This window comes from Morganella sp. Je.2.23, from assembly GCF_051129855.1.
In the GTDB taxonomy this organism is placed as follows: domain Bacteria; phylum Pseudomonadota; class Gammaproteobacteria; order Enterobacterales; family Enterobacteriaceae; genus Morganella; species Morganella sibonii.
In genome coordinates, this window is sequence record NZ_JBCPSQ010000001.1 from 1,899,179 (window position 1) to 1,925,708 (window position 26,530).

General features: G+C 51.1%; 20 protein-coding genes. 10 read left to right on the forward strand and 10 right to left on the reverse strand.

Translation table 11 applies throughout. The features are described from left to right. Window positions 1–1,101: 1,101 nt before the first annotated feature. From AAZR23_RS09495 to AAZR23_RS09505, 3 genes are all read left to right on the forward strand, one after another. Entirely contained in the window at window positions 1,102–2,472 is a 1,371-nt protein-coding gene (locus AAZR23_RS09495; protein ID WP_166708237.1) for a tyrosine phenol-lyase, read from the forward strand. Window positions 2,473–2,606: 134 nt separating this feature from the next. Next, the gene (locus AAZR23_RS09500; protein WP_182107203.1) at window positions 2,607–3,875 is read left to right on the forward strand and encodes an aromatic amino acid transporter; all 1,269 of its coding nucleotides are present in this window, start codon (window positions 2,607–2,609) and stop codon (window positions 3,873–3,875) included. Between the two features lie 477 nt (window positions 3,876–4,352). After that, complete coding sequence (locus tag AAZR23_RS09505) at window positions 4,353–5,360, forward strand: hypothetical protein (RefSeq protein WP_434692085.1); 1,008 nt, start codon at window positions 4,353–4,355, stop codon at window positions 5,358–5,360. Between the two features lie 202 nt (window positions 5,361–5,562). Here AAZR23_RS09505 and AAZR23_RS09510 read toward each other — a convergent pair whose 3' ends face one another. Next, the gene (locus AAZR23_RS09510; RefSeq protein WP_046894982.1) at window positions 5,563–6,831 is read right to left on the reverse strand and encodes a NupC/NupG family nucleoside CNT transporter; all 1,269 of its coding nucleotides are present in this window, start codon (window positions 6,829–6,831) and stop codon (window positions 5,563–5,565) included. A 132-nt stretch (window positions 6,832–6,963) separates the two neighbouring features. Between AAZR23_RS09510 and deoD the strand changes: the two genes are divergently transcribed. Beyond that, window positions 6,964–7,671 carry a purine-nucleoside phosphorylase gene (gene deoD, locus AAZR23_RS09515; RefSeq protein WP_107679969.1) on the forward strand — a complete coding sequence of 236 codons (708 nt, stop codon included), beginning with the start codon at window positions 6,964–6,966 and terminating at the stop codon, window positions 7,669–7,671. A gap of 71 nt (window positions 7,672–7,742) precedes the next feature. On the opposite strand, the gene AAZR23_RS09520 is transcribed toward deoD, so the two are convergent. Next, window positions 7,743–8,252 (reverse strand): hypothetical protein, encoded by a 510-nt coding sequence (locus tag AAZR23_RS09520; protein WP_024474923.1) that lies wholly within the window; start codon window positions 8,250–8,252, stop codon window positions 7,743–7,745. A gap of 337 nt (window positions 8,253–8,589) precedes the next feature. Here AAZR23_RS09520 and AAZR23_RS09525 point away from each other — a divergent pair, with 337 nt between their 5' ends. Beyond that, window positions 8,590–9,075 (forward strand): DUF4822 domain-containing protein, encoded by a 486-nt coding sequence (locus AAZR23_RS09525; protein ID WP_434692090.1) that lies wholly within the window; start codon window positions 8,590–8,592, stop codon window positions 9,073–9,075. Window positions 9,076–9,125: 50 nt separating this feature from the next. Here AAZR23_RS09525 and AAZR23_RS09530 read toward each other — a convergent pair whose 3' ends face one another. From AAZR23_RS09530 to AAZR23_RS09545, 4 genes are all read right to left on the reverse strand, one after another. Next, a complete protein-coding gene (locus tag AAZR23_RS09530; protein WP_434692093.1) occupies window positions 9,126–10,286 on the reverse strand; it encodes an MFS transporter in 1,161 nt (386 codons plus the stop codon). 283 nt (window positions 10,287–10,569) lie between these two features. Further along, on the reverse strand, window positions 10,570–11,430 hold the full coding sequence (locus tag AAZR23_RS09535) for an alpha/beta hydrolase (RefSeq protein ID WP_349417227.1): 861 nt from the start codon (window positions 11,428–11,430) through the stop codon (window positions 10,570–10,572). Window positions 11,431–11,764: 334 nt separating this feature from the next. Then, window positions 11,765–13,804: a TonB-dependent receptor domain-containing protein gene (locus tag AAZR23_RS09540; protein ID WP_218426442.1), complete on the reverse strand. Its 2,040-nt coding sequence runs from the start codon at window positions 13,802–13,804 to the stop codon at window positions 11,765–11,767. A 292-nt stretch (window positions 13,805–14,096) separates the two neighbouring features. Then, window positions 14,097–15,101, reverse strand: coding sequence for a substrate-binding domain-containing protein (locus AAZR23_RS09545; RefSeq protein ID WP_434692098.1), 1,005 nt, complete (start codon window positions 15,099–15,101; stop codon window positions 14,097–14,099). Window positions 15,102–15,199: 98 nt separating this feature from the next. On the opposite strand from AAZR23_RS09545, the gene AAZR23_RS09550 reads away from it, so the two are divergent. Beyond that, window positions 15,200–15,532: a tRNA-binding protein gene (locus AAZR23_RS09550; RefSeq protein WP_434692100.1), complete on the forward strand. Its 333-nt coding sequence runs from the start codon at window positions 15,200–15,202 to the stop codon at window positions 15,530–15,532. A gap of 51 nt (window positions 15,533–15,583) precedes the next feature. On the opposite strand, the gene AAZR23_RS09555 is transcribed toward AAZR23_RS09550, so the two are convergent. The 4 genes from AAZR23_RS09555 to galE form a co-directional block, all read right to left on the reverse strand. Further along, window positions 15,584–16,654, reverse strand: coding sequence for a galactose-1-epimerase (locus AAZR23_RS09555; protein WP_434692102.1), 1,071 nt, complete (start codon window positions 16,652–16,654; stop codon window positions 15,584–15,586). Between the two features lie 11 nt (window positions 16,655–16,665). Beyond that, on the reverse strand, window positions 16,666–17,820 hold the full coding sequence (gene galK / locus AAZR23_RS09560) for a galactokinase (RefSeq protein WP_218426444.1): 1,155 nt from the start codon (window positions 17,818–17,820) through the stop codon (window positions 16,666–16,668). A gap of 13 nt (window positions 17,821–17,833) precedes the next feature. Next, on the reverse strand, window positions 17,834–18,886 hold the full coding sequence (locus AAZR23_RS09565) for a UDP-glucose--hexose-1-phosphate uridylyltransferase (RefSeq protein ID WP_434692103.1): 1,053 nt from the start codon (window positions 18,884–18,886) through the stop codon (window positions 17,834–17,836). 73 nt (window positions 18,887–18,959) lie between these two features. Continuing rightward, window positions 18,960–19,976, reverse strand: coding sequence for a UDP-glucose 4-epimerase GalE (galE, locus tag AAZR23_RS09570; protein ID WP_052927700.1), 1,017 nt, complete (start codon window positions 19,974–19,976; stop codon window positions 18,960–18,962). Between the two features lie 242 nt (window positions 19,977–20,218). On the opposite strand from galE, the gene ebgR reads away from it, so the two are divergent. From ebgR to AAZR23_RS09590, 4 genes are all read left to right on the forward strand, one after another. Then, window positions 20,219–21,208 (forward strand): transcriptional regulator EbgR, encoded by a 990-nt coding sequence (ebgR, locus tag AAZR23_RS09575; protein ID WP_046894387.1) that lies wholly within the window; start codon window positions 20,219–20,221, stop codon window positions 21,206–21,208. A 266-nt stretch (window positions 21,209–21,474) separates the two neighbouring features. Further along, on the forward strand, window positions 21,475–24,537 hold the full coding sequence (gene ebgA, locus AAZR23_RS09580; RefSeq protein ID WP_434692107.1) for a beta-galactosidase subunit alpha: 3,063 nt from the start codon (window positions 21,475–21,477) through the stop codon (window positions 24,535–24,537). Continuing rightward, a complete protein-coding gene (locus AAZR23_RS09585; RefSeq protein WP_166708249.1) occupies window positions 24,534–24,983 on the forward strand; it encodes a beta-galactosidase subunit beta in 450 nt (149 codons plus the stop codon). Before ebgA ends, AAZR23_RS09585 begins: the two co-directional genes overlap by 4 nt. A 79-nt stretch (window positions 24,984–25,062) precedes the next feature. Then, complete coding sequence (locus AAZR23_RS09590) at window positions 25,063–26,529, forward strand: amino acid permease (RefSeq protein WP_107679982.1); 1,467 nt, start codon at window positions 25,063–25,065, stop codon at window positions 26,527–26,529. Window position 26,530: the final 1 nt, after the last annotated feature.

Here is a 26,530-nt window from a genome sequence, read left to right on the forward strand (position 1 = left end):
ACGACCAAAGTAAAATAACGCACTAAACCGGATTAAACTCAATCAAAACCCTAAACCAGCGACAAAAACCAGCAATACAATCTATTTTAATTTATTTTTTAATTATTTTATTCTGATAAATTTATTTCGCAGATATGTACATTACAAATATCCTGTTACTCTTCTTTCGCCGATAGTGTAAATATTCCAGTACACCATTTTGCTTTACTAACATGACTGTAAATGTGAAACCGTGAATATGATCACTAAACGGTCATATACCGCATTGCATAACAATTCACTGCTTTAATTAATTATCTTTGTTATTCCCGCCGTCCGCTTGTTTTTCATTCATGTAACGTAACATTATCAATGTGATCTTTATCATCAAATTTATCCTGACTGTGTCACATTTTTATTTTTATCTCTGGTTTCAGTTTAAGGATTCAATAATTCATAATGTTTTTCCGTACGATCAATATAAACAAGTGTGATTATAACAATGGGTATTAATTAGATGTTTTCATATAAAATGCGGTATACATGTATGTAATGCATAGTCTTGATTAAGACATAACAGAACTCTTCACTCGTTTATTTATTCATCCTGTAAAGATAGATTTAAATTATCACTTCACCATCCTTATTTACCCTTTATTAACATTTATAAAAAAACACCGAATACAACAGCTTTGCATTACTGTATAACCACCCGCAGCCATTAGATTATTTATATTTGACCCTGACTTTAATGCCATGAAAATCGTATATTACCCATAAATACACAACATAGGGTTAACAAACATAACTTTATGAATAAAAAGAAATATTTTTGTTTAAGTGATATAGATCACCCGGTTTACACCTGTAGTTAATACACCTTTCGTTTATTTATACCGTCCCCATTCCCTTTTCATTTTTTTTCACGCATGATGATTTCACGCCAAACGAAACGGATGGCAGAAAAAGAAACAACAGAAAATTAAAAACTGAATTTGAATTAAGACAAGAACACTACCGGATTTACAATTGCTATATCATTCACAAGGCATGAGATTTATAAACAGATAAATGCCTGTGTAAATTATCGAGTTATTATTATAAATAATTGGAGATTTTACCATGATGTATCCAGCAGAACCGTATCGTATTAAAAGTGTTGAAACCGTATCCATGATCCCTCGCGAAGAGCGTATCAAAAGAATGAAAGAGGCCGGGTACAATACTTTCTTGTTAAATTCCAAAGATGTTTATGTAGACTTACTGACCGATAGCGGCACCAACGCCATGTCCGATAAACAATGGGCCGGCATGATGATGGGTGACGAAGCGTATGCGGGCAGCGAAAACTTCTTCCACCTGGAAAGGACCGTTCAGGAATTATTCGGCTTTAAACACATTGTTCCTACTCACCAGGGCCGCGGTGCAGAAAACTTACTGTCTTCATTAGCGATCAAACCGGGTCAGTATGTTGCAGGTAACATGTACTTCACCACCACCCGTTATCACCAGGAAAAAAATGGTGCGACATTCATCGATATCGTCCGCGATGAAGCTCACGATGCGGGCCTGGATGTGAAATTCAAAGGCAATATCGACGTTAAGAAACTGGAAAAACTGATTGCAGAGAAAGGCGCGGAAAATATCGCTTACATCTGCCTGGCAGTGACTGTAAACCTCGCGGGTGGTCAGCCGGTTTCAATGGCAAACATGCGTGAAGTCCGTCAGTTATGTGATAAACACGGCATCAAAGTATTCTACGATGCGACCCGCTGTGTGGAAAACGCCTACTTTATCAAAGAGCAGGAAGAAGGCTTCGAAGATGTCTCCATTAAAGACATCGTTCACGAAATGTTCAGCTACGCTGACGGTTGTACCATGAGTGGTAAGAAAGACTGTCTGGTGAACATCGGTGGTTTCCTGTGTATGAACGACGACGAGATGTTCTCTGCTGCACGTGAACTGGTTGTGGTTTATGAAGGGATGCCTTCTTACGGCGGCCTGGCCGGTCGTGATATGGAAGCGATGGCTATCGGTTTACGCGAAGCGATGCAGTTCGAATATATCGAGCACCGCGTCAAGCAGGTTCGTTACCTGGGCGAAAAACTGAAAGCAGCCGGTGTACCGATTGTTGAGCCGGTCGGCGGCCACGCAGTATTCCTCGATGCACGCCGTTTCTGCCCGCATCTGACCCAGGATGAGTTCCCGGCGCAGAGCCTGGCAGCCAGCATCTACATGGAAACCGGTGTCCGTTCTATGGAGCGCGGTATTATCTCCGCAGGCCGTAACAAAGAAACCGGCGACCATCACCGTCCGAAGCTGGAAACCGTTCGTCTGACTATTCCGCGTCGTGTATACACCTATGCACACATGGATCTGGTTGCTGACGGTATTATCAAACTGTTCAAACACAAAGAAGACATTAAAGGGCTGAAGTTCATTTACGAGCCGAAGCAGTTACGTTTCTTCACAGCACGCTTTGATTACGTGTAATTATCTGATGACAGCGGCCTCATTATTTTAATGGGGCCTTTTTGTCTCTGTATCCCTATAACAATAAAGAACAAATAAAATCGATAAATATGAATGCTGTTGGTGATATTTATCATTAATAGGAAACTTTTATTATGAGTATTCATAGTGCCGATACAAATAAATCACCCGGACTGACCAGCGGAACCATGCTTGTTATAGCAACAGTCGTTGGCGGCGGTATGTTTTCTTTGCCGATTGCGATGGCCGGTGTCTGGTTTTCCGGTGCCACCGTTATTTTGATTTTAGTTTCAATTATGATGTTACTGACCGGTCTGATGTTAGTTGAAGTTAACCTGCATTTTGAACCGGGCGCCAGTTTTAATACCTTTACCACTGAGTTACTGGGCAAAAAATGGAATATCGTCGTGGGTATTGCCTTCGGGTTTGTCCTCTATATTCTGACATATGCCTATATCTCCGGGTCGTCCGCTGTACTGGCTCAGACGATATTAAAATATACCGGTGTTGCGCTGCCGATAAAAGCAGCAGTCGTGATTGTCGCCTGTCTGGTGGCCGCGATTGTCTGGTACAGCTCCTTATGGGTCGGGCGTATTACCACTATTTTAATTTTCGGTAAGTTTATCGCGTTCTTTGCCACATTTTCCGGTCTGGTTGCGCATGTGGAAATTGCCAATCTGCTGGATTCCGCATCGGTTGCCATCCCCGGAACGAAATATCTTCCCTATGTCCTGATGACACTGCCGTTCTGTATTATTTCGTTCGGTTTCCACGGTAACGTGCCGAGCCTGGTGAAGCTGTACGGCAAAACAAAATTCCGCTTTATTACCCGTTCAATCATTATCGGGACAATATTTGCGGTTCTGCTGTATATCTTCTGGCTGGGCGTCACGATGGGCAATATCAGCCGCGCCAATTTCTCCCCGATTATTGCCAAAGGCGGGAATATTGACGTGTTCGTTGAGGCTATCGGCGGTGTAATGTCAGGCAAAACCATGGATGTCATCCTGACATTCTTCGGTAACTTCGCCGTGGCGAGCTCCCTGCTGGCAGCGACACTCGGTCTGTTTGACTATATTGCCGACCTGCTGAACTTTAAAAATGACAGCGCCGGCCGTTTCAAAACAGCCGTGGTCACTTATCTGCCGCCTGCGGTGGTGTGCTTCTTCTTCCCGAACGGATTCGTTTATGCCATCGGCTATGCCGGTCTGGCCTTTACCATCTGGAGTGTGATTTTACCGCCGTTCCTGGTAAAAGCCTCACGTAAACGCTACAGCGACAGCGCAACCATTTATCGTTCACCGTGTAATAACGCGGTACTGAATCTGGTAATTGTCTGCGGTGCGATTGTGTATCTGACGGTTATTCTGGACGTGTTCGGCTGGCTGCCGGCATTTAAATAAAAGGTGACAGACGGCCGGATGCAGATAATGCTCCGGCCGCTTGTGCAGCGGTTCTCTCTGATCTGCCGGGAGGCAAATCATGTATTTCACCCTGTTACACTGGCAACACCCGCTGTTTACCCGCCGTCAGGCGTTGCGGTTACTTATTCAGTTACAGAGGGCTGTTCATATGACACGCAGGGAGAGACGGGAACGCCGGATCAGAAAAAACGCATCGGAATAAGAGCGGAAAACTGATCAATTTTTTTGATAAACTTACGGTAAAGCGCTTTCATAATCTCTCCAAAACCGTGATAACTATCACCCTGATAACTACCACGTACCGCGTATCTTACTCATCCCGCACCGTCCTGCAAGGTTCCGCGCACAATTTTCCCCGTTGTCCGGTGTAAAAAAATCACGACACTTTATCACTCCGAATGCAACTCTGTGATAAAGTTATGCAATCGTTTGTTCGCTGCATTTACAGGATAAATCATGCAAAAATCGTTATTTATCGGCACATTGCTGTCCGCATTTTTTTTCAGTGGTTTACAGCCAGCGCTGGCGCTGACCTCTCAGCAGACCGCCGAAACGCTCTCTCTGACTGAACTGGCTGAAACCTACAGCCCGGAACAGATTGCCGCGCTGACACAACAACCGGAGGCAAGCCGGTTTGATGCACTGATGATCACCATCGGTGCACTGACAGCTGATGATCTGAAAAACCCGGCAGCAGAGAGTGATAAACTTCAGGCTTTTGCGGATGCTCAGCAGCAGAGTCACACCCGCTATCTCGGTAATGTGTCGGATAAAAATATTGTGCCGCGTCTGCACACCGCATGGAAAACAGCAGTGTTCCCGAACGATCCGAATACACTGAAAACCCTGAATAACTTTATTGATAAAGGCTATACCAGCGGCTATAACCTGGTAGACACCCGCGAAGAATCCGGCTTTGATAAAACACGGATGATCCGCTACGGCCATAATGATATCGATCACGCCGCCCAGCTGATTTATCTGCTGCGCCGTGAAGGGTTTGATCCGAAAGTGCAACTGACACCGAAATCGTCCGCATTTCTCTATCTGGATGAATGGGGTGAGGCGGATTATCCGGTAACCACACTGAAAAGCGGCAAAAAAGTGGCGATCGCCAGTGAATATAATCTCGACCTGGAATTTCCGTCAGTTGAGGAACGCAACCGCTTTCAGAGCCTGATTGACCAGTACGCCAAGAAAAATACCGCTGACCAAAAAGGGCTTATCCGTTCAGCCTGGTGGCAGCCGTTCTATCGCATCTATGTGCCGGCGGACGGTTATGATGTCGTGGCAGAAACCCGGGTGACCAGCGGCCATTATCAGGCTGATTTGATGGCACTGCCGGAGAATGCGGAAAAACAGGCGGAAAATATCCGCAGAGCCAAAAGCGGGATGCAGGTGATAAGCGAAAAAGTCTGGGTAAACCCGTCTTTTTACCGTTATCTGCAGGGGGATTATAAGTAATCCTCTGCCGGACAGGACGGCGCGGTGTTAAGTACGGCGCCGTCTTTCCGGTTCTGATGATAACGGGCAAAACGAAAAGTCGCTGTAAATACCTCCCTGTACGCTCAGGCTCGCCATCCATGGCTCGCATGCTTTTCGTTCGCCTGCCCGTTATCATGAACCTGACATTCAGGTTGTTTCAGAAAATCAGATAACAGACTCTTTATCCGCCGATAAACAATCCGGCAATTGTGGCCGCCATCAGGTTGGATAATACCCCGGCGACCAGCGCTTTCATCCCGAGGGTGGCAATTTCTTTGCGCCGGTTCGGGATCAGACTGCCGATACCGCCGATAGCAATTGCCACAGTACCGAAATTGGCAAACCCGCACAGAGCGAACGATAGGATAATTTGTGTCCGCTCTGTCATCGGCAGACCGGTAGCTGCCACCACTTCATTCCCTTTCAGGTATTCGGCCAGGTTGGCATAGGCAAAAAATTCGTTGATAACAATTTTCTGCCCGATAATCGCACCGGATGTCAGCGCTTCATTCCACGGTATCCCCATCAGCCACGCCAGCGGAGACAGCAGATAGCCGAGGATCAGTTCCATGCTCAGATCCGGCAGGCCAAACCAGCCGCCGACACCGCCGAGCAGTCCGTTTAACAGCGCCACGAGGCTGACAAACGCCAGCAGCATCGCGCCGACCGCCAGTGCCATATTCAGGCCGTTGATCGCCCCTTCCGCCGCCGCATCAATAATATTCGCCGGACGGTTTTCCTGTACCGGTTTGGCATTGGATTCATCTGCAGTCTGCTGTGTTTCCGGGATCATCAGTTTGGCAAACAGTAATCCGCCCGGAGCGGCCATAAAGGACGCCGCCAGCAGATATTCCATTTTCACCCCCAGAGAAGCATAACTCACCAGCATAGTACCGGCGATAGATGCCAGCCCGCCGCACAGCACTGCAAACAGTTCTGAGCGGGTCATACTGCCGAGATACGGTTTAACCAGCAATGGTGCTTCGGTAACGCCGAGGAAAATATTGGCTGCCGAGTTCATCGATTCTGCCCGGCTGGTTTTCAGCAGGCGCTGTAACGCCCCGCCGACCCAGCGCACGAGGATCTGCATAATTCCCAGGTAATAAAGTACCGCTGACAATGCGGAGAAAAAGACAATGATCGGCAATACACGCAGTGCGATCACAAACCCGCCGCTGCCGAAGATCTCAAACATTTTGTCAGAGACAAGGCCGCCGAAAATAAAGGATGTGCCGGCGTTATTGAAGTTGATCACTGTGGTGACCGCCTCCGCCATCACAAATAATACCTGCTGCCCGGCCGGGGAGTAGAGAATTAACCCGCCCAGTGCCAGTTCAATAGTAAAAGCCAGTACCACCGTACGCAGATTAATGGCGCGGCGGTTTTCAGACAGTAAATAACCTATTCCCAGCAGTACCACGATCCCGAGAATGCCGATTGCTGTATTCATAATGTGTAATCCGGTAAAAACCCTGAGTGAAAAATCCGCCGGCAGCGGCGGCATAAAAACCAAACCGTGTTAACATGCTGACCAACAAATACCGACCCTTCACACGGTTTGATTGAGAGGAGAGTGCTTTTTATGGCAGTTGCAATTCAGGCAAGCGCAAACGATTTCGCAGAAACCATTATTATGCCCGGAGATCCCCTGCGCGCCAAGTTTATTGCTGAACATTATTTGTCGCAGGCGCGGGAAGTAAACAGCGTCCGTAATATGCTGGGTTATACCGGGGAATACAAAGGCAAACCGGTTTCGGTGATGGCCCACGGCATGGGTATCCCCTCCATTTCGATGTATGCGTATGAGTTGATTCAGGATTTCGGTGTAAAAAACCTGATCCGTATCGGGACCTGTGGCGCGGTGCGGGATGATGTGTCACTGATGGATGTGGTGATTGCCATGGGCGCCAGTACCGATTCCAAAGTGAACCGTGACCGCTTTTACGGTAACGACCTCGCGGCGCTGGCGGACTGGCATCTGCTTTCATCTGCGGTTAAAACAGCTGAACGTCTGCAATTACCGGTCAAAACCGGCAATGTGTTTACTGCGGATCTGTTTTATACCACCCGCCCGGAACTGTTTGCGGTGATGGAGCAGTACGGTATTCTCGGGGTGGATATGGAAGTCGCCGGACTGTATACGGTCGCGGCAGAACTCGGGGCAAAAGCACTGGCGATTCTCACAACGTCTGATCATATTAAAAACGGCGGAAAACTGACTATCGATCAGCGTCAGAATGCAATGCACAACATGATTGAGCTGGCGCTGGAAACCGCGCTGACACTCTGACAGCTGTGGTTTTTATCCGTGAAGCAAAAACGCCCTCATCAGAGGGCATTTTTGTTTGTTCATGACAGCGGTTACTGTGCGGCGTTGTTAACCGGCAGAATTTCCATAATGCCTGCACGGACATAATACTGCTGGCCGGATGCGGCAGCCGGTGCATCACCTGCCATTTTCGCCAGCGCTTCTTTCGGCGTTGCGGTGGATAATGAAGACTGATACAGCGTGTTGCCGTTCATATCACGGACGCTGGCGCGGACAAAATACTGTTTGCCGTCTTTACTGACTGCCGGCGCATCCGCGCTCATTTTTTTCAGGGCTTCACCCGGGGTGGCAGTGGTCAGTGCTGACTGAAAGACCGGTGCACGGTTATAACCACCGTTGTGGTATCCGCGGTTATTATGATAGCCGCGTCCGTCATGGTTGCCGCGCATCATATGACGCCCGCCGTTACCGTCGCAGTTGCCGTAGCCATTCATATACTGACCATTCTGCTGCGGCTGATTAACCGGAGCTGGTGCTGCGAACGCGGTCATACCCGCACCTAATAAACTCAGACCGATAACACCTGCAATGATTTTTTTCATATTAACATTCCTTCTCAATTAATTTTCTGAAGCACTGTTTTGCTGTTGACGCCATCATTGCCGATACCGGTGTGTAAGACAATCCGTTTTACCCATTCTGACTATGAAATCATAATCCCTGCACAATTCATCATAATTTCTGCACAGTTCTTCATTTTTTCTCCACATTTCAACCTTTTCGCACGAAGAAAGATGTGTCAGAAATGACGATAAAATTTAATCAGCTTTATACTTCCTTACATAAAAAATGAGCTGACAAGATTAATCTCCGTATGATTAATATCGGGAATTGTTATCACTAAAAAAGACAGCAAACAGAACAACCTGAGGAACTGACATGAGAAAAACAACAATTATTGCCGGTATCATCGCAGCGGCGTATTCCTTTTCAGCACTGGCGGCCACAACGGATGCTCAGGTAAAGCCCCTGACAGCCACGGCACAGAAAGCCGCAAATACCGCTGATTATCTGGTTGGCAAAACCTGGGTAACGACAGAGGCACTGGATCAGGACGGTAAAGCCATTCCGGCCACCGATGAAAGTGTGGCGGGCTTCTTTGGTCTGGCCAACTATGAAAAAGACGGTTCCGTTAAGATGTACACCCCGGAAGGAAAGCTGAAATTACAGGGCGACTGGTCCTTCAGCGCGGACGGTAAAACCCGGACACTGACCGGTAAGAATGATAAAGGGGAAGTGCTGTTTACCCGAGTGGTGGAAAATATCAAAGTGACGCCGGATGAATATATTTACCGCGTCTACCCGAAACCGGATGATAAAAGTCATTATGCGGATATTGTCCATAAACCAAAAACCGCAGAATAAATACCGATACAAAAATGCCCTCAGTGAGGGCATTTTTCATTCCGGTGGTATCAGCTTGCCAGAATCCGGGATTTGCGGCGTACCGCTGACAGCAGCATATAAATCGCGGTGGACAGCAGCACAATAAAGAAGAAGTTCATAATACCGTCAGGCTGTTTCATAAACTGTCCGGCCACCAGCGGCCCGGCTGCCGAGCCTACGCTGTAGCAGAACAGCATTACCTGTGTCACCGCCACAATCACATTTGCCGTGAGTGTGTCACAGGCCAGTGTGATCGCCACCGGATACAGCGCAAAAGAGGACATACCCAGCAGTGTCAGCGCTGCCACCATCACCAGATAGTGGCCGGAGAGGTAAATCATTCCCATCGCAAATACCCCGGCAAGAGACACCATTGCCAGCAATAATACTTTACTCATCCGCGAGGATAACTTGCTGATCACCGGCTGAATAATCATCCCGCCGAGGATAATCGCCGCCATCAGCCCGCCGACCTGCTCCGTATTGTAGTGTTTTTCCTGTAACGCCAGCGGCATCAGCCCGTAAATCGTGCCCATAACAATACCGGAGGTCATGCAGCCAACCATGGCCGGTTTGCTCAGACGCAGGATTTTTTTCAGTGATAAGCTTTGATGCCCGCCGTGACAGACTGGTTGCGCTTTGGAAAGCAGCGGCGGCAGTACGGCTGCAAACAGCAGAACCATGACCACCGCAAACGGCACGATACCCGCAGTCCCGAACACACCAATCGCCAGCTGGCCCAGAGTGGTTCCGCCGTACAGCGCTGTCATATAAAAGCTCAGGCGTTTGGCGCGGATTGCCGGGTTATCGCCAATCAGCAGCCAGGATTCAATCACCACAAAAATACCGGCGACCGCCACCCCGGCCAGCATACGGGATGCCAGCCATGCGCTGAGATCGGTATAAAACGGTAAAACCGCCACCGTTGCCGCCAGGGCCAGCACAAAGAGAATAAAGGAACGGCGATGACCGATACGGGCAATCACCGGCTCAATCAGCATCGAACCGAGTAATAAACCGATATAGTAAGCACTGGCTAACCAGCCTGCATAATCTGTACCGATGGCAAAATGGTCCAGCGATAACGGGATCAGGCTCATCAGATAACCGGATGCAATCGCAAATAACGTCAGACCTGCGACAGGAATTAACACACTGTCAGGACGCGGCGTGCGGGTGCTGTGACTCACTGCTTTTCTCCACCTAAAACAAAAAAATCAAAAAAACATGACGCTGCTTTTTTTCTCAGGCTGTTTCATCGCCAAAATGGTTGATGACGGGTCATTGATAGAAGCAGTGGATTGTGAATTTATGTCTGAAACGGAGCGGAATATAGCCCCTTGTGAGGGAAAAATGAAATCAAAAAAACTAATGGCTGCGAGTAGTTTTTGTTATGGAAGGAAATAACAGAGGAATATGGGGTTTCCCCTGTTATTTTTGGTATTTTCACATGCAGATTAACAAAAAAATAACTTATTTTTCCTTATCCGCCGGTAATAGTGAAATTACTGTATCCAGTGCATCCGGGATAACACTGCCGTGTGATTTACCGGGGAAGGTCAGGAACCGGCACTGTTTGTCCCGCAGTTGTAACTGCTCACAAACTTCCCGTGCGGTAATGTCACTGTAACGGACAGAGAGATTGTGTTTCTGCTCTTCACTCATTTTGCTCAGGTCCGGCTTTTCTTCCAGTCCGCCCTGAGTGATAGTCAGACGGATATCCGGCGGGAGGCGGTCAAAGCGCTCTGCCGTCATATAGGTGCCATGGCCCCACCACAGAGACGGGCTGGCACTGATGTAGTCGGTAAATAAACCGGGCTCATCTGTAGCCGTCCGCAGGACAAACAGCCCGCCGAGGCTGTGGCCGAAGAAGTAGCGGCGGTCGTTGACGGAATAGTGACTACTCACCCACGGAATAACCTGTTCACGGATAAACTGCCGGAAAGTCTGTTCACCGCCGCCTGCTGCAAATTGTTCACCTGCTGCGGGTGGTGTGTAATCAAAAGTGCGGGTTTTCGGGTAAGCCTGGTCAGAGAGATAACCGATTCCCACTACCAGCGGCAGAGGCCGTTTTTTTCCGGCGCTGAGCCGGTTAATCATCATCGGAAACTGGCCGTTACCATCAAGCATATAGAGTACGGTGTACGCCGTCTGCGGCTGTTTCGGCTGCGCGATAAAGAGGCGGTAGTGACGATCGCCCTGCTGCATCTCATGATGCGTTACCGTAAATTGTTGTTCTGCCGCTTCAGTGAGCGGCGTGATCTCTTGTGAAGGCCGCGCCATCAGGGGGGATACCGCCATCATGCAACAAATCACCATTATTTTTTTCCACATCCTGACTCCGGGAAAACTCGTTTTACTACAGTGCTCCGGCTGATACCACGCAGAACGAAAAGACGCTGTCACATCCTTGTTCGCGAAATCTGCTGAATCATCCGGTTTGTGGCAAGGCGGCAAAGGAAGAATTCCGGGGAGCATACACCAGTATGTGACCCGGAATTCTGAGTGCAGCCAACACAGCCACAGAGTGGAGGATGACGCAGATTCGCTAAATCATTCGCTCTGTAGCATGCGGCAAAGTGAGGATATCCCCGGGAGCATACATCAGTATGTGACCGGGGTAGCCGAACGAAGCCAACGCCGCCACAGGGCGAAGAATGACGCGTAATCAGAAATTCAGTTTCAGATTAGCCCAATACCGGCGCCCTTCATCGATCTGCCAGTTCCCGTTAGTATCGATATCATCCCCTTTCTCGTTGGCGATGTTCAGTACTGCAAAGTTCAGCAGAGCATTTGGCATGACCTGGTAGGTCATCCCCAGATCGAGGGTGGTGATCCCGCTGCGCTCGCGCGGCTGTTTTGCCCCGTTACGCTGCGCTGCCCAGACCTGTTTGCCGGTGTAGTTTGCCTGAGTGTAGAAGTTCATATCCGGGCGGTACTGCCAGTCAAGTCTGGCATTTGCCATATGACGCGGTGTCATTTCCAGCGGTTGTCCTTTCAGGGATTTGCCGTTGAGTTTTTCATCGTCACTCTTACGTTCTGAATCGGTGAAGGTGTAGTTCAGGTTCAGATTCCATTTTTCTGCCACCGGAATACGGGAGGCCATTTCCACACCACGGATATTCGCTTTACCCACGTTGTCGTAGATAAACATATTCAGACCGGTCAGCGGGTCGGTTTCACCGGCAACCTGGTAGCTGGTCAGCTTGTTCTTGAATTCGGTGTTAAACAGAGTTGCACTGGCAGAGAAACCGGATTCGTGGTCATAAGCAATACCCAGTTCTTCGGTAACGCTGGTTTCCGGTTTCAGGTCACGGTTACCGTACATGATTGCTGCACCACCCTGTGTCGATGTCCCGAAGCTCGGGCTTAACTCACGCAGTGTCGGGGCTCGGAAGGCTTTCGCCACGCCGCCTTTAATGGTGATTTCATCGGTCAGTTTATACACGGCATAAGCACGCGGGTTCCAGTGTTTACCGTAGAATTCGTGGTCGTCCATACGCAGACCGCCGGTCAGCGTCAGATCGTCAGTCACACTGAACTCATCTTCCACAAACAGCGCTTTCTGGTCTGCCGTGATTTTCTCGGTAACTGTTTGTTTGTTTTTAATCGCGGAGTCATCTTTCAGTTTGGCATACTGATATTGTCCGCCAACGGTCAGAACGTTGGACGGCAGGAATGCCGTGACTTTACCGTCAACCACGGTGTTGGTGACTTCCGGACGGCGGGCATCATACGCCATCACCCAATCTTCGTTTACTTTGTTCCATTTACCGGTATTGGTTTTACGGACGGTATTTTCCTGGTACACACTCACTTCACTGTTGATTTCATCCCAGTCACCTTTCCAGGTCAGCGCCCAGTGATTGCGATCGTTGTGTACTTCGGATTTATTGTTTTTCTGCTTCAGGCCGCCGCGCTCAGAGAAATCAGCAATGGATTTCCCCGGAGTGGATGTATGTTCCTGCGTGCTGCGGCCGACTTCCGCGAGGAATTTCTGTCCTTCAACCGGCGTAAAGGCCAGTTTGGCGGTGATGTTTTTATCGTCTTTACGCGGTGTACCTTCCTGAAGATGATCTTCACGGCGATAGTTCAGTCCGCCGTACACCTGTAACCCCAGCTTGTCTTTAATCAGCGGGCCGGAGACGTAGAAATCGGTATTTGCGGAGTTACCGTAATCTTTACTTTCCTGGATGATACCGCCCATACCCATTGAGCCGTGCCATTCATCCGCTACCGCTTTGGTAATAATGTTGACCACACCGCCCATGGCATCAGAACCATACAGGGAGGACATTGGTCCGCGGATCACCTCAATACGTTCAATCGCTTCCACCGGCGGGATAAACCCGGCTTCGTAACCGCCGCTGCCGTTCGGGCGGGATTCACGGCTGTTCTGACGACGACCATCCACCATAATCAGGGTGTAATCGCCGGACAGGCCACGGATACTGATATCGGGCTTCATACTGCCGCCGATCACACTGACCCCTTCCACATCTTTTACCATGTCAATCAGGTTGGCAGCCGGTTTGTTTTGTAACTGTTCTTTGGTGATAACCGTAATACTCGCCGGTGCATCGCGCATTTCCTGCGCAAAACCTGACGCGGTAACCACAATGGTATCTTCTTTATTTTCAGCATAAGCGGCAGCAGCCGCTGACATAACAGCAACAGCAAGCAGTGAGCGTTTGAATGAGGCGTTCATATTATTCCCTGACAAGATTGATATTTTTTATTTGAGATATTAAATGAGAATGATTAATCCTATCATTGATATATGCCATTGAGAATATGATCGCAAATGAAAATTATTATCATGATGATAATAAATTGCTGTGACATCGTTAAACCGGAAAGTACTGCTGGAAAGTAAACGGCGGAAATGAAAATGGCGGGACAAAAAAAATGCTGCAAATTCAGACGAATTTGCAGCCTTCTAACAAAGTACCAAAGTAAATAGTGAGGGATAACAGATAAATAAAATTAACACATTCTCGTCAGGAAAATCTGCTCATCACCGAGTGGCGGAGGACCAGTACCGGTGTGTAACACGGCGGGCAAAACGGCAGCGTCTGTGAGGACGCCAGCGCCAGTGCCAGCTGAGTTGCTGTCTGAGCCATCATGTCAACAGGATAACGTATTGTGGTCAGGCGAGGTTGGATATATCGTGCGATCATGCTGTCATCAAAGCCGATAACCGAAATATCCTCCGGCGCGCGCAATCCGTTTGCTTCAATCACGGAAAGTGCCCCCGCTGCCATAAAATCGTTGTACGCCACCACTGCGGTTACCGGCAGTGATAGTGACAGAATCGCGCTCATCGCCGCTTCCCCGCCCTCTGCCACCGGTTCACCGGCAGCAATATAAGCATCCGGCAGTTCACAACCGGCCTCTGCCAGTGCATCGCGGTATCCTGCCAGCCGCTGCGTGCTGTCTTCAATCGTATGTGATGATGATAAGCAGGCAATATGGCGATGCCCCTGTTTCAGCAAATATTGTGTGGCAAGTTGTGATCCGCGCCGGTTATCCAGAGCAACACAGCGGTTTTTCAGCCCGGGGATTATCCGGTTAATAAACACCATCGACGGCATTTCCGCCGCATATCCCCGCAGCTCTTCATCACTCAGTGCTTTGGCATGGATCACACAGGCATCACAGCGGCTGTTCATCAGCAGTTCAATACCGCGCCGCTCATCCTCCTGCCGGTGATAACCGTTGCCGATTAAAAGATGTTTTCCGTGCTGATGCGCCACTTCATCTGCGGCTTTGACCAGAGAGCCGAAAAACGGATCGGACACATCGCCCACCAGCACGCCGACAATATCACTGCTCTGGCTGACCAGCGCCCGCGCCGCGGCATTCGGGCGGTAAGCCAGTTCTTTCATTGCCGCCTGAACCGCACGGACAGATTCCGCCCCGGCTTTCGGTGACTGATTGATAACCCGCGAAACGGTCGCCACAGACACTCCCGCCAGTTTTGCCACATCTTTAATGGTCGCCATTCACCACTCCGTTAGTATTTTGTGATCCCGGTACTTGCCATCCGGTGTAACTCTGCTAATTTTTATTATCTTTTACTAAAATTTTACCGGGTTTTACTATGGATACTGTCGCTTACCCTGATTTCGCTAAACTGGAGATCCGCACCGGCCGGATCACCGATGTCAAACGTCACGAAAATGCCGATAAACTCTATATTGTTCAGATAAATGTCGGTAACCGATCACTTCAGACCGTCACCAGTCTTGTGCCGTATTATACAGAGGAAGAGCTACTGCATAAGCAGGTTGTGGTGCTGTGCAATCTGCAAAAAGCCAAAATGCGCGGCGAAACCTCTGAATGTATGCTGCTGTGCGCCGAAACTGATGACGGTTCAGAAAGTGTCCTGCTGACCCCGGAACGCGTGATGCCCGCCGGTGTCCGTATTGTCTGATAAAGTAAAGTTTATCAACGGCCTGAGAGGCTCACCGCTGTGAGCCTCTGTTTAAAACACAAACCGGTACACCGTCACACTCTCCCGCCGCTCCCCCGCTGCTGAAATACCTCTGACCGCATCCGGCCAGTGCGGATGATTCGGCCCGTCGGGGAAATACTGGGTTTCCAGCGCCAATCCGGCATAATCCTCATAATCGCCGTGTTTTCCCGGCTGACCGCCGAGATAATTGCCGGTATAGAGCTGTATGCACGGCATCGTGGTAGCGACTTCCAGACACACATCCCCAACCGGGGACCAGTATGCCGCAACGGTCTGTTTTCCGTCACACAACGCCGGGTCCGGCACAAAGGCGTGATCAAATCCTTTTGTCTGCCGCTGAGCTGCTTCTGACATAAATCCCTGCGCCAGCGGCCTGCGGACGCGCAGATCAAAGACGGTTCCGGCGACCGGGCAGAGTGTACCGTCCGGTAAGTTCTCCGCATTCAGTCCGAGCCGTTTATCTGCCCGGATCTGCATGTCCCCCTCAGTCACTTTCACGCCGCTGTTTTCACCGGCAAGGTTAAAGTAAGCGTGATTGGTCAGACTGACCGGGCAAGCTTTATCTGTCTGTGTCCGGTATGTCAGGCGGACTTCGTTTTCCGGCGTCAGCTGATACGTGATTTCTGCGGTGAGATTGCCGGGAAACCCCTGGTCGCCGTCCGGTGAGTATAAAGAGAAGGTCACGGACTCCGCTGAGCGGCGGCGGATCTGCCAGCGCCGGTGACTGAAATTATCCATTCCGCCGTGCAGACAAGTGGTGCCTTCATTGCAGGCAAGCGGATAAAACTGCCCGTTCAGAGTAAAACCGCCACCCGCAATCCGGTTGGCAAAGCGCCCGACGGTCGCGCCGAAATACGCAGTCTGACGGGCAAACCCGGCGCTGTCCGCGACGCCGCACACCACATCCCGCACACCGTCCGCCAGTGGCAGCTCACAACTGAGCCAGGTCGCGCCGGTATCGGCAATACTGATACGCATGCCGTTACGGTTAGTGAGAACCACGATCTCCGCCGGCCGGCCGTCTGCGAACGGCGCGGTTGCCAGCGCCCGTTCATACGGGCGCAACTCCCTGTGTGTCATATCACCTCCGTTCAGCGGATCACTCCGGCACCGTCAGTGGCACGGCAGACATAAATATCCGCAGTCAGACCGGTGATCGCCGTGTAATGTGCATTAATCGCGTCGGTGACCGGGCTGACATGTTCCGGCTTCACCAGCGCGACCACACAACCGCCGAAGCCGCCACCGGTCATACGGACACCACCCTCAAGACCGATCACATCACCGATAATGGCCACCAGCGCATCAATTTCAGGGACGGTGATTTCAAAATCGTCACGCATGGAGTGATGGGATTCCGCCATCAACTGGCTGAGGCGAGGTAAATCCCCATCTTTCAGGGCTTCTGCCGCCGCCAGTGTGCGGATATTTTCACTGATCACATGACGGGCCCGTTTCGCAGTCACTGCATCCAGCTCATGGGCATGGGCGGCAAACTGCTCCGCCGTGACATCACGCAGCGCCGGAACACCGAAGAATGCGGCGGCAGCCTCACACTGACGACGCCGGGTGTTGTATTCACTGTCCACCAGCCCGCGTTTTTTATTGGAGTTAACAATCATTACCACGCTGTTTTCCGGCATGGCAACCGCACGGGTTTCCAGGCTGCGGCAGTCGATCAGCAGTGCATGCCCGGCTTCCCCGCAGGCTGAAATCAGCTGATCCATAATGCCGCAGTTACAACCGACAAACTGGTTCTCCGCCTGCTGTCCGTTCAGGGCGATAGTTTCCCGGCTGACCGGCAGGTCATAAAGGGCTTTGACGGTCTGGCCGATCACCACCTCCAGTGAGGCGGAGCTGCTCAGCCCCGCGCCCTGCGGCACATTGCCGCTGACGGCAATATTCATCCCGCCGAATGTAAAACCGCGTTCTGCCAGGTATTTGATTACGCCGCGGATATAATTCGCCCACAATTTATTGTCGCGATATTCGATCGGTTGTGAGAGATCAAACTCATCGCGATCATTATCATAGTCCGCCGCCACCACGCAGACCTTTTGATCATCACGCCGCGAAGCGGCCGCCACCGTGCCGAAATCAATGGCACACGGCAGAACAAAACCGTCGTTATAATCTGTATGTTCACCAATCAGATTCACCCGGCCCGGTGCCTGAATCAGCATGTCAGGGGATGCGCCGAAGCACTGCTCAAAGGCATTCTGTGCCTTGCTGATAACTGTTTTCATCGGAAACCTCAGATTATAAAGGGGTTTTAAAATGGTGGTCGCTGACCGCACACAGCCGTTCTGCGGCCTGCTCCGGTGTCAGGTCACGCTGGCTTTCCGCCAGCATTTCATAACCGACCATAAATTTGCGCACTGTCGCAGAACGCAGCAGCGGCGGGTAATAGAGTGCATGTAACTGCCAGTGATCCACCGGTTCGCCCTGCTGAAAATACGGGGCAAAATGCCAGCCCATCGAGTACGGGAAAGCACAGCGGAACAGGTTATCGTAGCGGCTGGTCAGTTTTTTCAGCGCAAGTGCGAGATCATCCCGCTCCTCACCGGTCATCTCTTCCATCCGGGTGATCACACGGTGTTTCGGCAGCAGCATGGTTTCAAACGGCCACGCCGCCCAGTACGGCACCACCGCCAGCCAGTGATCTGTTTCCGCTACGGTGCGGCGGCCGTCTTTCAGTTCCGCCTGTGCGTAATCAAGCAGCAGATTACTGCCGTGCTGCTGAGTATAATCGTGCAGCAACCCGTCTTTGCGGCTCAGTGCATCGGGCAGAAAGTCACTGGCCCAGATCTGGCCATGCGGATGCGGCTGCGAACAGCCCATCAGCTCCCCTTTGTTTTCAAAGAGCTGAACCCAGAGGTATTTTTCCCCCAGTTCCTGTGCTTGTGCCTGCCAGGTATCAATGACCGCGCGGATTTGTGTCACCGGCAGTTCCGGCAGGGTTTTGCTGTGATCGGGGGAGAAACAGAGCACACGGCTCAGTCCGCTGACGACCTGTGTCTGAAATAACGGATGTGTGTTTTCCGGCTGCGTGCAGGGCTGCGGCCTCAGTGCGGAGAAGTCATTCTGAAAAACATAAGTACCGGTATAAGCGGGATTGGTGTCACCGCTTACCCGGGTATTTCCCGGACACAAAAAACAGTCCGGGTCATAAGCCGGTAAATCTGCCACATCAGCGACTTCATCCCTTCCCTGCCACGGGCGTTTCGCCCGGTGGGGGGAGACTAAAATCCACTGTCCCGTTAACGGGTTATAGCGGCGGTGAGGGCAATCAGACGGATCAAAAGTCATCATAGATACAATTCTCTCTGACGATGAAACGGGTTAGCGGTGATTGTCCTCAGGCGTTACCGGTTTTCTTACTTCGTCAGTCTGCGTAACCTTCCGGGTTCTGCTGCTGCCAGCGCCAGGAATCCTGCGCCATATCATCAACAGTACGGACAGCGCGCCACTGCATATCGCGGGCGGCTTTTTCCGGGCTGGACCAGCATTCAGCGATATCGCCCGGACGGCGGTCACACATGGCATAAGGGATCGCTTTACCGGCCGCTTTACTGAACGCCGCGATCATTTCCAGCACACTGGTGCCTTTACCGGTGCCCAGGTTATAGATATGCAGCCCCGCGGACTGTGCCACGGTTTTCAGTGCCGCGATATGGCCGTCCGCCAGATCCATCACATGGATATAATCACGTACCCCGGTACCGTCAGGTGTAGGGTAATCGTTTCCATAAATACTGACTTTTTCACGGCGGCCGATAGCAACCTGAGTAATATACGGCGTCAGGTTATTCGGAATACCTTTCGGATCTTCACCCATCGTGCCTGTCGGATGCGCCCCGACCGGGTTGAAATAACGCAGCAGTGATACAGACCAGTCATTATCTGCGATCAGCACATCACGCAGGATACGTTCAACCATATATTTACTGGTGCCGTAAGGGTTTGTGGTGTTGCCGACAGCGGATTCCTCAGTGATCGGCACACTGGCCGGATCGCCGTAAACCGTCGCGGAAGAGCTGAAAATAATCCGTTTTACCTGCGCCCGCTTCATGCTGCGCAGCAGAACCAGCGTACCGTTAATATTATTGTCATAATACTCAACCGGTTTTTCCACGGATTCACCCACGGCTTTCAGGCCCGCGAAGTGAATGACCGCGTCGATGCGGTGTTTGGCAAATACGCTGTCAAGAAAGGCTTCATCACGGATATCTCCCTGATAAAAAACAGGTTCTTTTCCGGTAATTGCGGTGATCCGCGCCAGAACTTTTGCGCTGGCGTTACACAGATTATCCACAATAACCGGTGTCATGCCTGCATTCATCAGCTGTACGCAGGTATGGCTGCCGATATAGCCCATACCGCCGGTGACAAGAATTTCCACATATACCTCTCAGGCTTTGTAATGTATTCAGAGAAAACCAAAGTATAACGTGAGGACGGGGAAGATTCTAACCATGAATACTATTTGAGTCCGTGACAGCGATCGTATTTGTGTAAACGTTTACACTAATACGCTGAATGGTTTTTACTAAAACGTTCTGTGCTACTATAACCAAGAGTTACTGCCTGAATTAAGCCTGTTGCCCTGCCGCAGTTTCCGGCCGGAGGAGAAAGAACAAAAGAATGGCCACGCTAAAAGATATCGCCCGGCAAGCCGGTGTCTCACTCGCAACCGTGTCGCGGGTGCTGAATGATGATCCGACACTCAGTGTGAAAGAAGAAACCAAGCTGCGTATTCTGGAAATTGCAGAGCAGCTGGAGTACACCGTTTCCGCGCAGCGCCGTCACTCTCCCGGCAAACGTCAGACGCAGCGTCTGCACTTTCTCGCGGTTTACAGCTATCCGAAAGCCGCTGAAATTAATGATCCTTATTATCTCTCCATCCGCCACGGCATTGAATTGCAGAGTGAACGGCTGGGTATTGAACTGACGCACGCCTATGAAAATAATCTTCCTGAGACTGTTACCCGTCCGGACGGTGTGCTGCTGATCGGACACGGTGCCCGTGCGGTACTGACAGAGGTGCAGGCACTCTGCTCTGCGGTCTGTTTTATCGATTTCAGTGATCGCCAGAGCGATTATGACGCGGTGGATATTGATCTCGCGTACATTGCGCAGTCCGTGACTGACTTCTTTATTGCACAGGGTTATGACCGGATAGGCTTTATCGGCGGGCAGGATTCCCCGGCGGCGGCAGATATCCGTGAAGTCGCTTTTACGGAATACGGCTCACTGCGCGGTGTGGTACGCGGAGATGATATCTATCGCGGTGATTTCTCCAGCGCGTCCGGTTATGCACTGGCGAAACAGATGCTGGCAAAAGAGAGCTATCCGAAAGCCCTGTTTGTCGCCTCAGATTCCATTGCCATCGGGGTGCTGCGGGCACTGCATGAGCAGCATGTCGCCATCCCGGAGGATATCGCCCTTATCAGTGTTAATGATATTCCGACGGCCAAATTTACCATTCCGTCACTGTCGACCGTCCGTATCCACTCCGAGGTGATGGGCAGTCAGGGCGTCAATCTGCTGTTTGAACGCCTGCGGGATGAACGGCAGGAACCGCTTCAGGTCTTTGCCGCCTCGCGCCTTATTCTGCGCGGCACCACAAAGTAACCCCTCCCCTGTACTGAACAGACGGCAGCCTTTCCGGGCTGCTGTTTTTCTTTCAGTAAAATTTTCCTTCTGAAAAAATGACCACCTTTTACACAATTTATCGCTTCAGCTCACAAGATCGCGCCGCTGATATGCTGAATATGTGATCAGGTTAAATATCTTAGTTTTACTCTATAGTTTTTAGTAAAACTTTTACTAATATCCCGTTAATGATTGATCTCATCCGATAGCCCGCAGTGATTGCTGACTATAAAGAAGGAGCTTCTGTGAATAACTGGGAAAACTATACCCTGCTGCATGAAAACCGCCTGCCGCCGCGCGCGTATTTCTTTGCCTATGATAACGATGCCGCCGCACGCACGTATCAGCGCGAACTGAGTCAGGGTTTTAAACTGCTCAGCGGACAATGGCAGTTCCGCTATTTTGATCATCCGCTGCGCGTACCGGAGGCTTTTTACCATACGCCGATGACAGAGTGGTCATCCATTACTGTCCCGAATATGTGGCAGATGGAGGGCCACGGACAGCTTCAGTATACCGATGAAGGCTGGCCGTTCCCGATTGATGTGCCGTTTGTCCCGTCAGATAACCCGACCGGCGCTTATCAGCGCGCGTTTACCCTGGATGAAAGCTGGTCGCAACAGCAAATCATTATTAAATTTGACGGTGTTGAAACCTATTTTGAAGTCTATGTAAACGGCCACTACGCCGGATTCAGCAAAGGCAGCCGCCTGACCGCTGAATTTGATATCACCGCGTTTGTCAGCACCGGGGAAAACCTGTTATCGGTCCGTGTCATGCAGTGGGCGGACAGCACGTATATCGAAGACCAGGATATGTGGTGGATGGCGGGGATTTTCCGCGATGTGTATCTGATTGCACAGCCGCCGGTACATATCCGTGATCTGACTGTCCGCACTGATTTTGCGCCGGATTACCGCAGCGCGCGCCTGACCGCATCCGCTGAAATTTCAGGTTCCGCCGCCGGGATGCAGATTGAGGCTGTTTTGTATGACGGCAGCACCGTCTGTTTTTCGCAGAAAACAACCCTGACTGCCGGTGAGCAGACCGTTACATTCACCGCAGATATGGATTCCCCGCACTGCTGGAGCGCAGAAGATCCGTATCTGTATCACCTGCTGATCCGCCTGTCGGACAGTAACGGCAATCTGCTCAGTGTGATCCCGCAGCGCGTGGGATTCCGCGATATAAAAATCCGCAATGGCCTGTTTTATATCAATAATCATTATGTGAAATTACACGGTGTCAACCGCCACGATAATGATGAACAGAAAGGCCGTGCTGTCGGTATCCGCCGGATGGAGCAGGATCTGCGGCTGATGAAGCAGCACAATATCAATGCCGTCCGCACAGCGCATTACCCGAACGATCCGCGTTTTTACGAGCTGTGTGATATTTACGGCCTGTTTGTGATGGCGGAAACCGATGTCGAAACCCACGGTTTTGCCAACGTCGGCAATCTCAGTCAGATCACCGATGATCCGTCCTGGGAGCCGGTGTATGTTGACCGTATCCGCCGCCAGGTGCATGCGCAGAAAAACCATCCGTCCGTGATTATGTGGTCGCTCGGTAATGAATCCGGTTACGGCTGTAATATCCGCGCCATGTATGATGCAGCCAGAGCTATTGATGACACCCGCCTGATCCACTATGAAGAAGATCGTGATGCGGATGTGGTGGATATCATCAGCACCATGTATTCCCGCGTGCAGATGATGAATGAGTTTGGTGAATATCCGCACCCGAAACCACGCATTATCTGCGAATATGCCCACGCTATGGGCAACGGGCCGGGCGGACTGAGTGAATATCAGGCGGTATTTGACCGCCACGATGCCATTCAGGGACATTTTGTCTGGGAATGGTGTGATCACGGTATTCTGGCACAGGATGAACATGGCCGTCCGTTCTATAAATACGGCGGCGACTATGGCGATTACCCGAACAACTATAACTTCTGTATGGACGGCCTGATTTTCCCGGATCAGACGCCATCCGCCGGTCTGAAAGAGTACAAACAGGTCATCGCACCGGTGAAAGTGCGCGATTTTGATGCGAACAGCGGCGAAATCACCATTGAAAACCGTTTTTGGTTCAGTACGCTGGCGGAGTGTCAGATCCGCGCTGAATACATCGCTGACGGCAATATTATTCACAGTGAAATCTTATCACTGCCGGAACTCGCTTCCCGTGAAAGTGCACGTGTTGCCCTGAATCTGCCGGAGGCTGATGGCCGCGAGATGTTTGTTAATATCATCGTCACCCGCCCGAATGCCACCCGTTACAGTGCCGCCGGACACGAAATCGCAGTTTATCAGTTCCCGCTGGCGGCGGCATCCGCACCGGTGCTGCCATTTATCCGCCATGATGCGACTCCGCTGACTATCTGTGACGAACGGTTGGAAATGCATATCCTCGGTTGTGATTTTACCCTCACCTTCTCAAAAACCGACGGTAAATTAATTCACTGGGAAAACCGCGGGCAATCCCTGCTCGCCGCCGCGCCGCGGATGCGTTTCTTTAAACCGATGATTGATAACCATAAACAGGAATATGAAGGGTTATGGCATCCGGCACACCTGCAAATCATGCAGGAACACTTCCGTGGTATGGAAACGACACAGGAAAACGGCCATGTGATTGTCACGGTGAACTCCGTGGTAGCCCCGCCGGTGTTTGATTTCGGCATGCGCTGCACTTACCGCTACAGCATTGCACCGGACGGCCATGTTGCGGTAACACTCAGTGGCGAGCCGTACGGCGATTATCCGCATGTGATCCCGTGTATCGGTATGGATATGGGCATCGATGCCCGCTTTGACCACGCGGAATACTACGGACGCGGGCCGGGCGAGAACTATGCCGACAGCTGCAAAGCCAACCTTATCGGCCGCTATCAGTCACCGGTCAGTGATCTGTTTGTCAATTACCCGTTCCCGCAAAACAACGGCAACCATCAGGACACCCGCTGGCTGGCGCTGACGGACAATCACGGCAGCGGCCTGTTTGTGCGTCCTGATCAGCCTGTCAATTTCAGCTGCTGGCCGTGCCGGGGGGAAGAGCTTCACCGTGCACAACATCAGCATGAATGGCAGCCGGACGGCCATATCACCCTGAATCTTGACCACGCCCTGACCGGGCTGGGCTCGAACTCCTGGGGCAGTGAAGTCCTCGACAGTTACCGCGTCTATTTCCGCCCGTTCCGTTTCGGATTCACACTGCTGCCGTTCACGCAGGGCGACTGCCGCGCGGAAACACTCGCAGCACTGCGCTTTTCCGGCGAAACACACTCAGGAGGCGAAGCATGATCCTGTTTACTGATTTAACTGATTTTCAGCGTTTTTTCCGTCAGGGAAAAAAATGGCAGCGTTGTATTGAGGCCATCAATAACCTGCCCGGTATCCGCCCTGATGTGACCTACTCAGTCGGCGATTCACTGGTGTACCGGCTTCAGACAAAAGCAGAGCCGCAGACGGATTTCCTCGGCAAACGCCGTTACTTTCAGGTGCATTACTGGCTGGAGGGGGAAGAAAACGCAGAATACGCCGCCAAATCCACCCTGACACCGGTGGGTGCCTACTGCGATGAAACTGACCGCGAAACCCTGCGCGGCAACGGGGAAACGCTGCTCTGCAAACCCGGCAATGTGCTGGTGTGTGAAAATCACGAGGCATACCGGTTCGCCTGCACCGGTGATGTCCGCAAAGTGGTGCTCACCGTGACCATTGAAGACGGTTATTTTCTGAATAAATAAATGTGCGGGGAACCACCCCGCCTTCACCCGACAAAACAGGGCTCTGTACCCGCCCGCGTCGAGATCCACGGAGAACGCTATGTCCACATCCGCGCGTAATACCATCGGCAAGTTCGGACTGCTGTCCATGACTTTTGCCGCTGTATACAGTTTTAATAATGTTATTAATAATAATATCGAGCTCGGGCTGGCCTCTGCGCCGATGTTCTTTATCGCCACGATTTTCTACTTTATTCCGTTCTGTCTGATTATCGCAGAGTTCGTTTCTCTGAATAAAAATTCCGAAGCCGGTGTGTATGCCTGGGTGCGCAGTGCTCTCGGCGGCCGCTGGGCTTTTCTCGCCGCGTATACCTACTGGTTTGTGAACCTGTTTTTCTTCACCTCACTGCTGCCGCGCGTTATCGCCTATGCCTCTTACGCGTTCCTCGGCTATGAATATATCTTCACGCCGGTCACCACCGCGCTGCTCAGTACCATACTGTTTGCATTCTCCACTTACGTTTCCACCAACGGGGCAAAACTGCTGGGGCCGATGACTTCGGTCACGTCTTCGATGATGCTGCTGCTGACCTTCTCCTATATCGCGCTGGCCGGTGTTGCACTTGTCGGCGGAATTCAGCCTGCTGATCCGATCACCGTAGAAGCCATGACGCCGGACTTTAACTGGGCATTCCTCGGGATCACCGCGTGGATCTTTATGGCCGCCGGGGGCGCGGAATCTGTTGCCGTGTATGTGAATGACGTCAAAGGCGGCAGTAAGGCATTCGTAAAAGTGATTATTATCGCCGGGTTATTCATCGGTCTGCTTTATTCTGTCTCTTCGGTGGTGATTAACGTGTTTGTACCGCGTGAAGCACTGAAATTCACCGGCGGCTCTGTGCAGGTTTTTGAAGGGTTATCCACGTATTTCGGTCTGCCGGAGATCCTGATGAACCGTTTTGTCGGCGTGGTTTCTTTCACGGCGATGTTCGGCTCTCTCCTGATGTGGACAGCGGCACCGGTCAAAATCTTCTTTGCTGAGATCCCGAAAGGTGTCTTTGGTGCCAAAACTGTCGAACTGAACAAACACGGTGTTCCGGCACGTGCCGCCTGGATTCAGTTCCTGATTGTGATCCCGCTGATGTTTATCCCGACACTCGGCTCCGATACCGTTCAGGATCTGATGAATACCGTAATCAACATGACCGCCGCCGCTTCAATGCTGCCGCCGCTGTTTATCATGCTGGCCTATCTGAACCTGCGCCGCAAACTGGATCATATCCCGCGTGATTTCCGCATGGGCTCACGCACCACAGGGATTGCTGTCGTCTCCCTGCTGATTGTGATTTTCACTGTCGGTTTCCTGGCGTCCACTTTCCCGACCGGTGCCAATATTGCCACCATCCTGTTCTATAACGTCAGCGGGATACTGATTTTCCTGGGCTACGCTTGGTGGAAATACAGCCGTTATGAGAAAACCCTGACCGCAGAAGAACGGAAAATCGCCGATGCCCCGACCGCGCAAACCGCGCTGGAACGCGGCGAGCAGTCCGTTGAGAATATCTGAT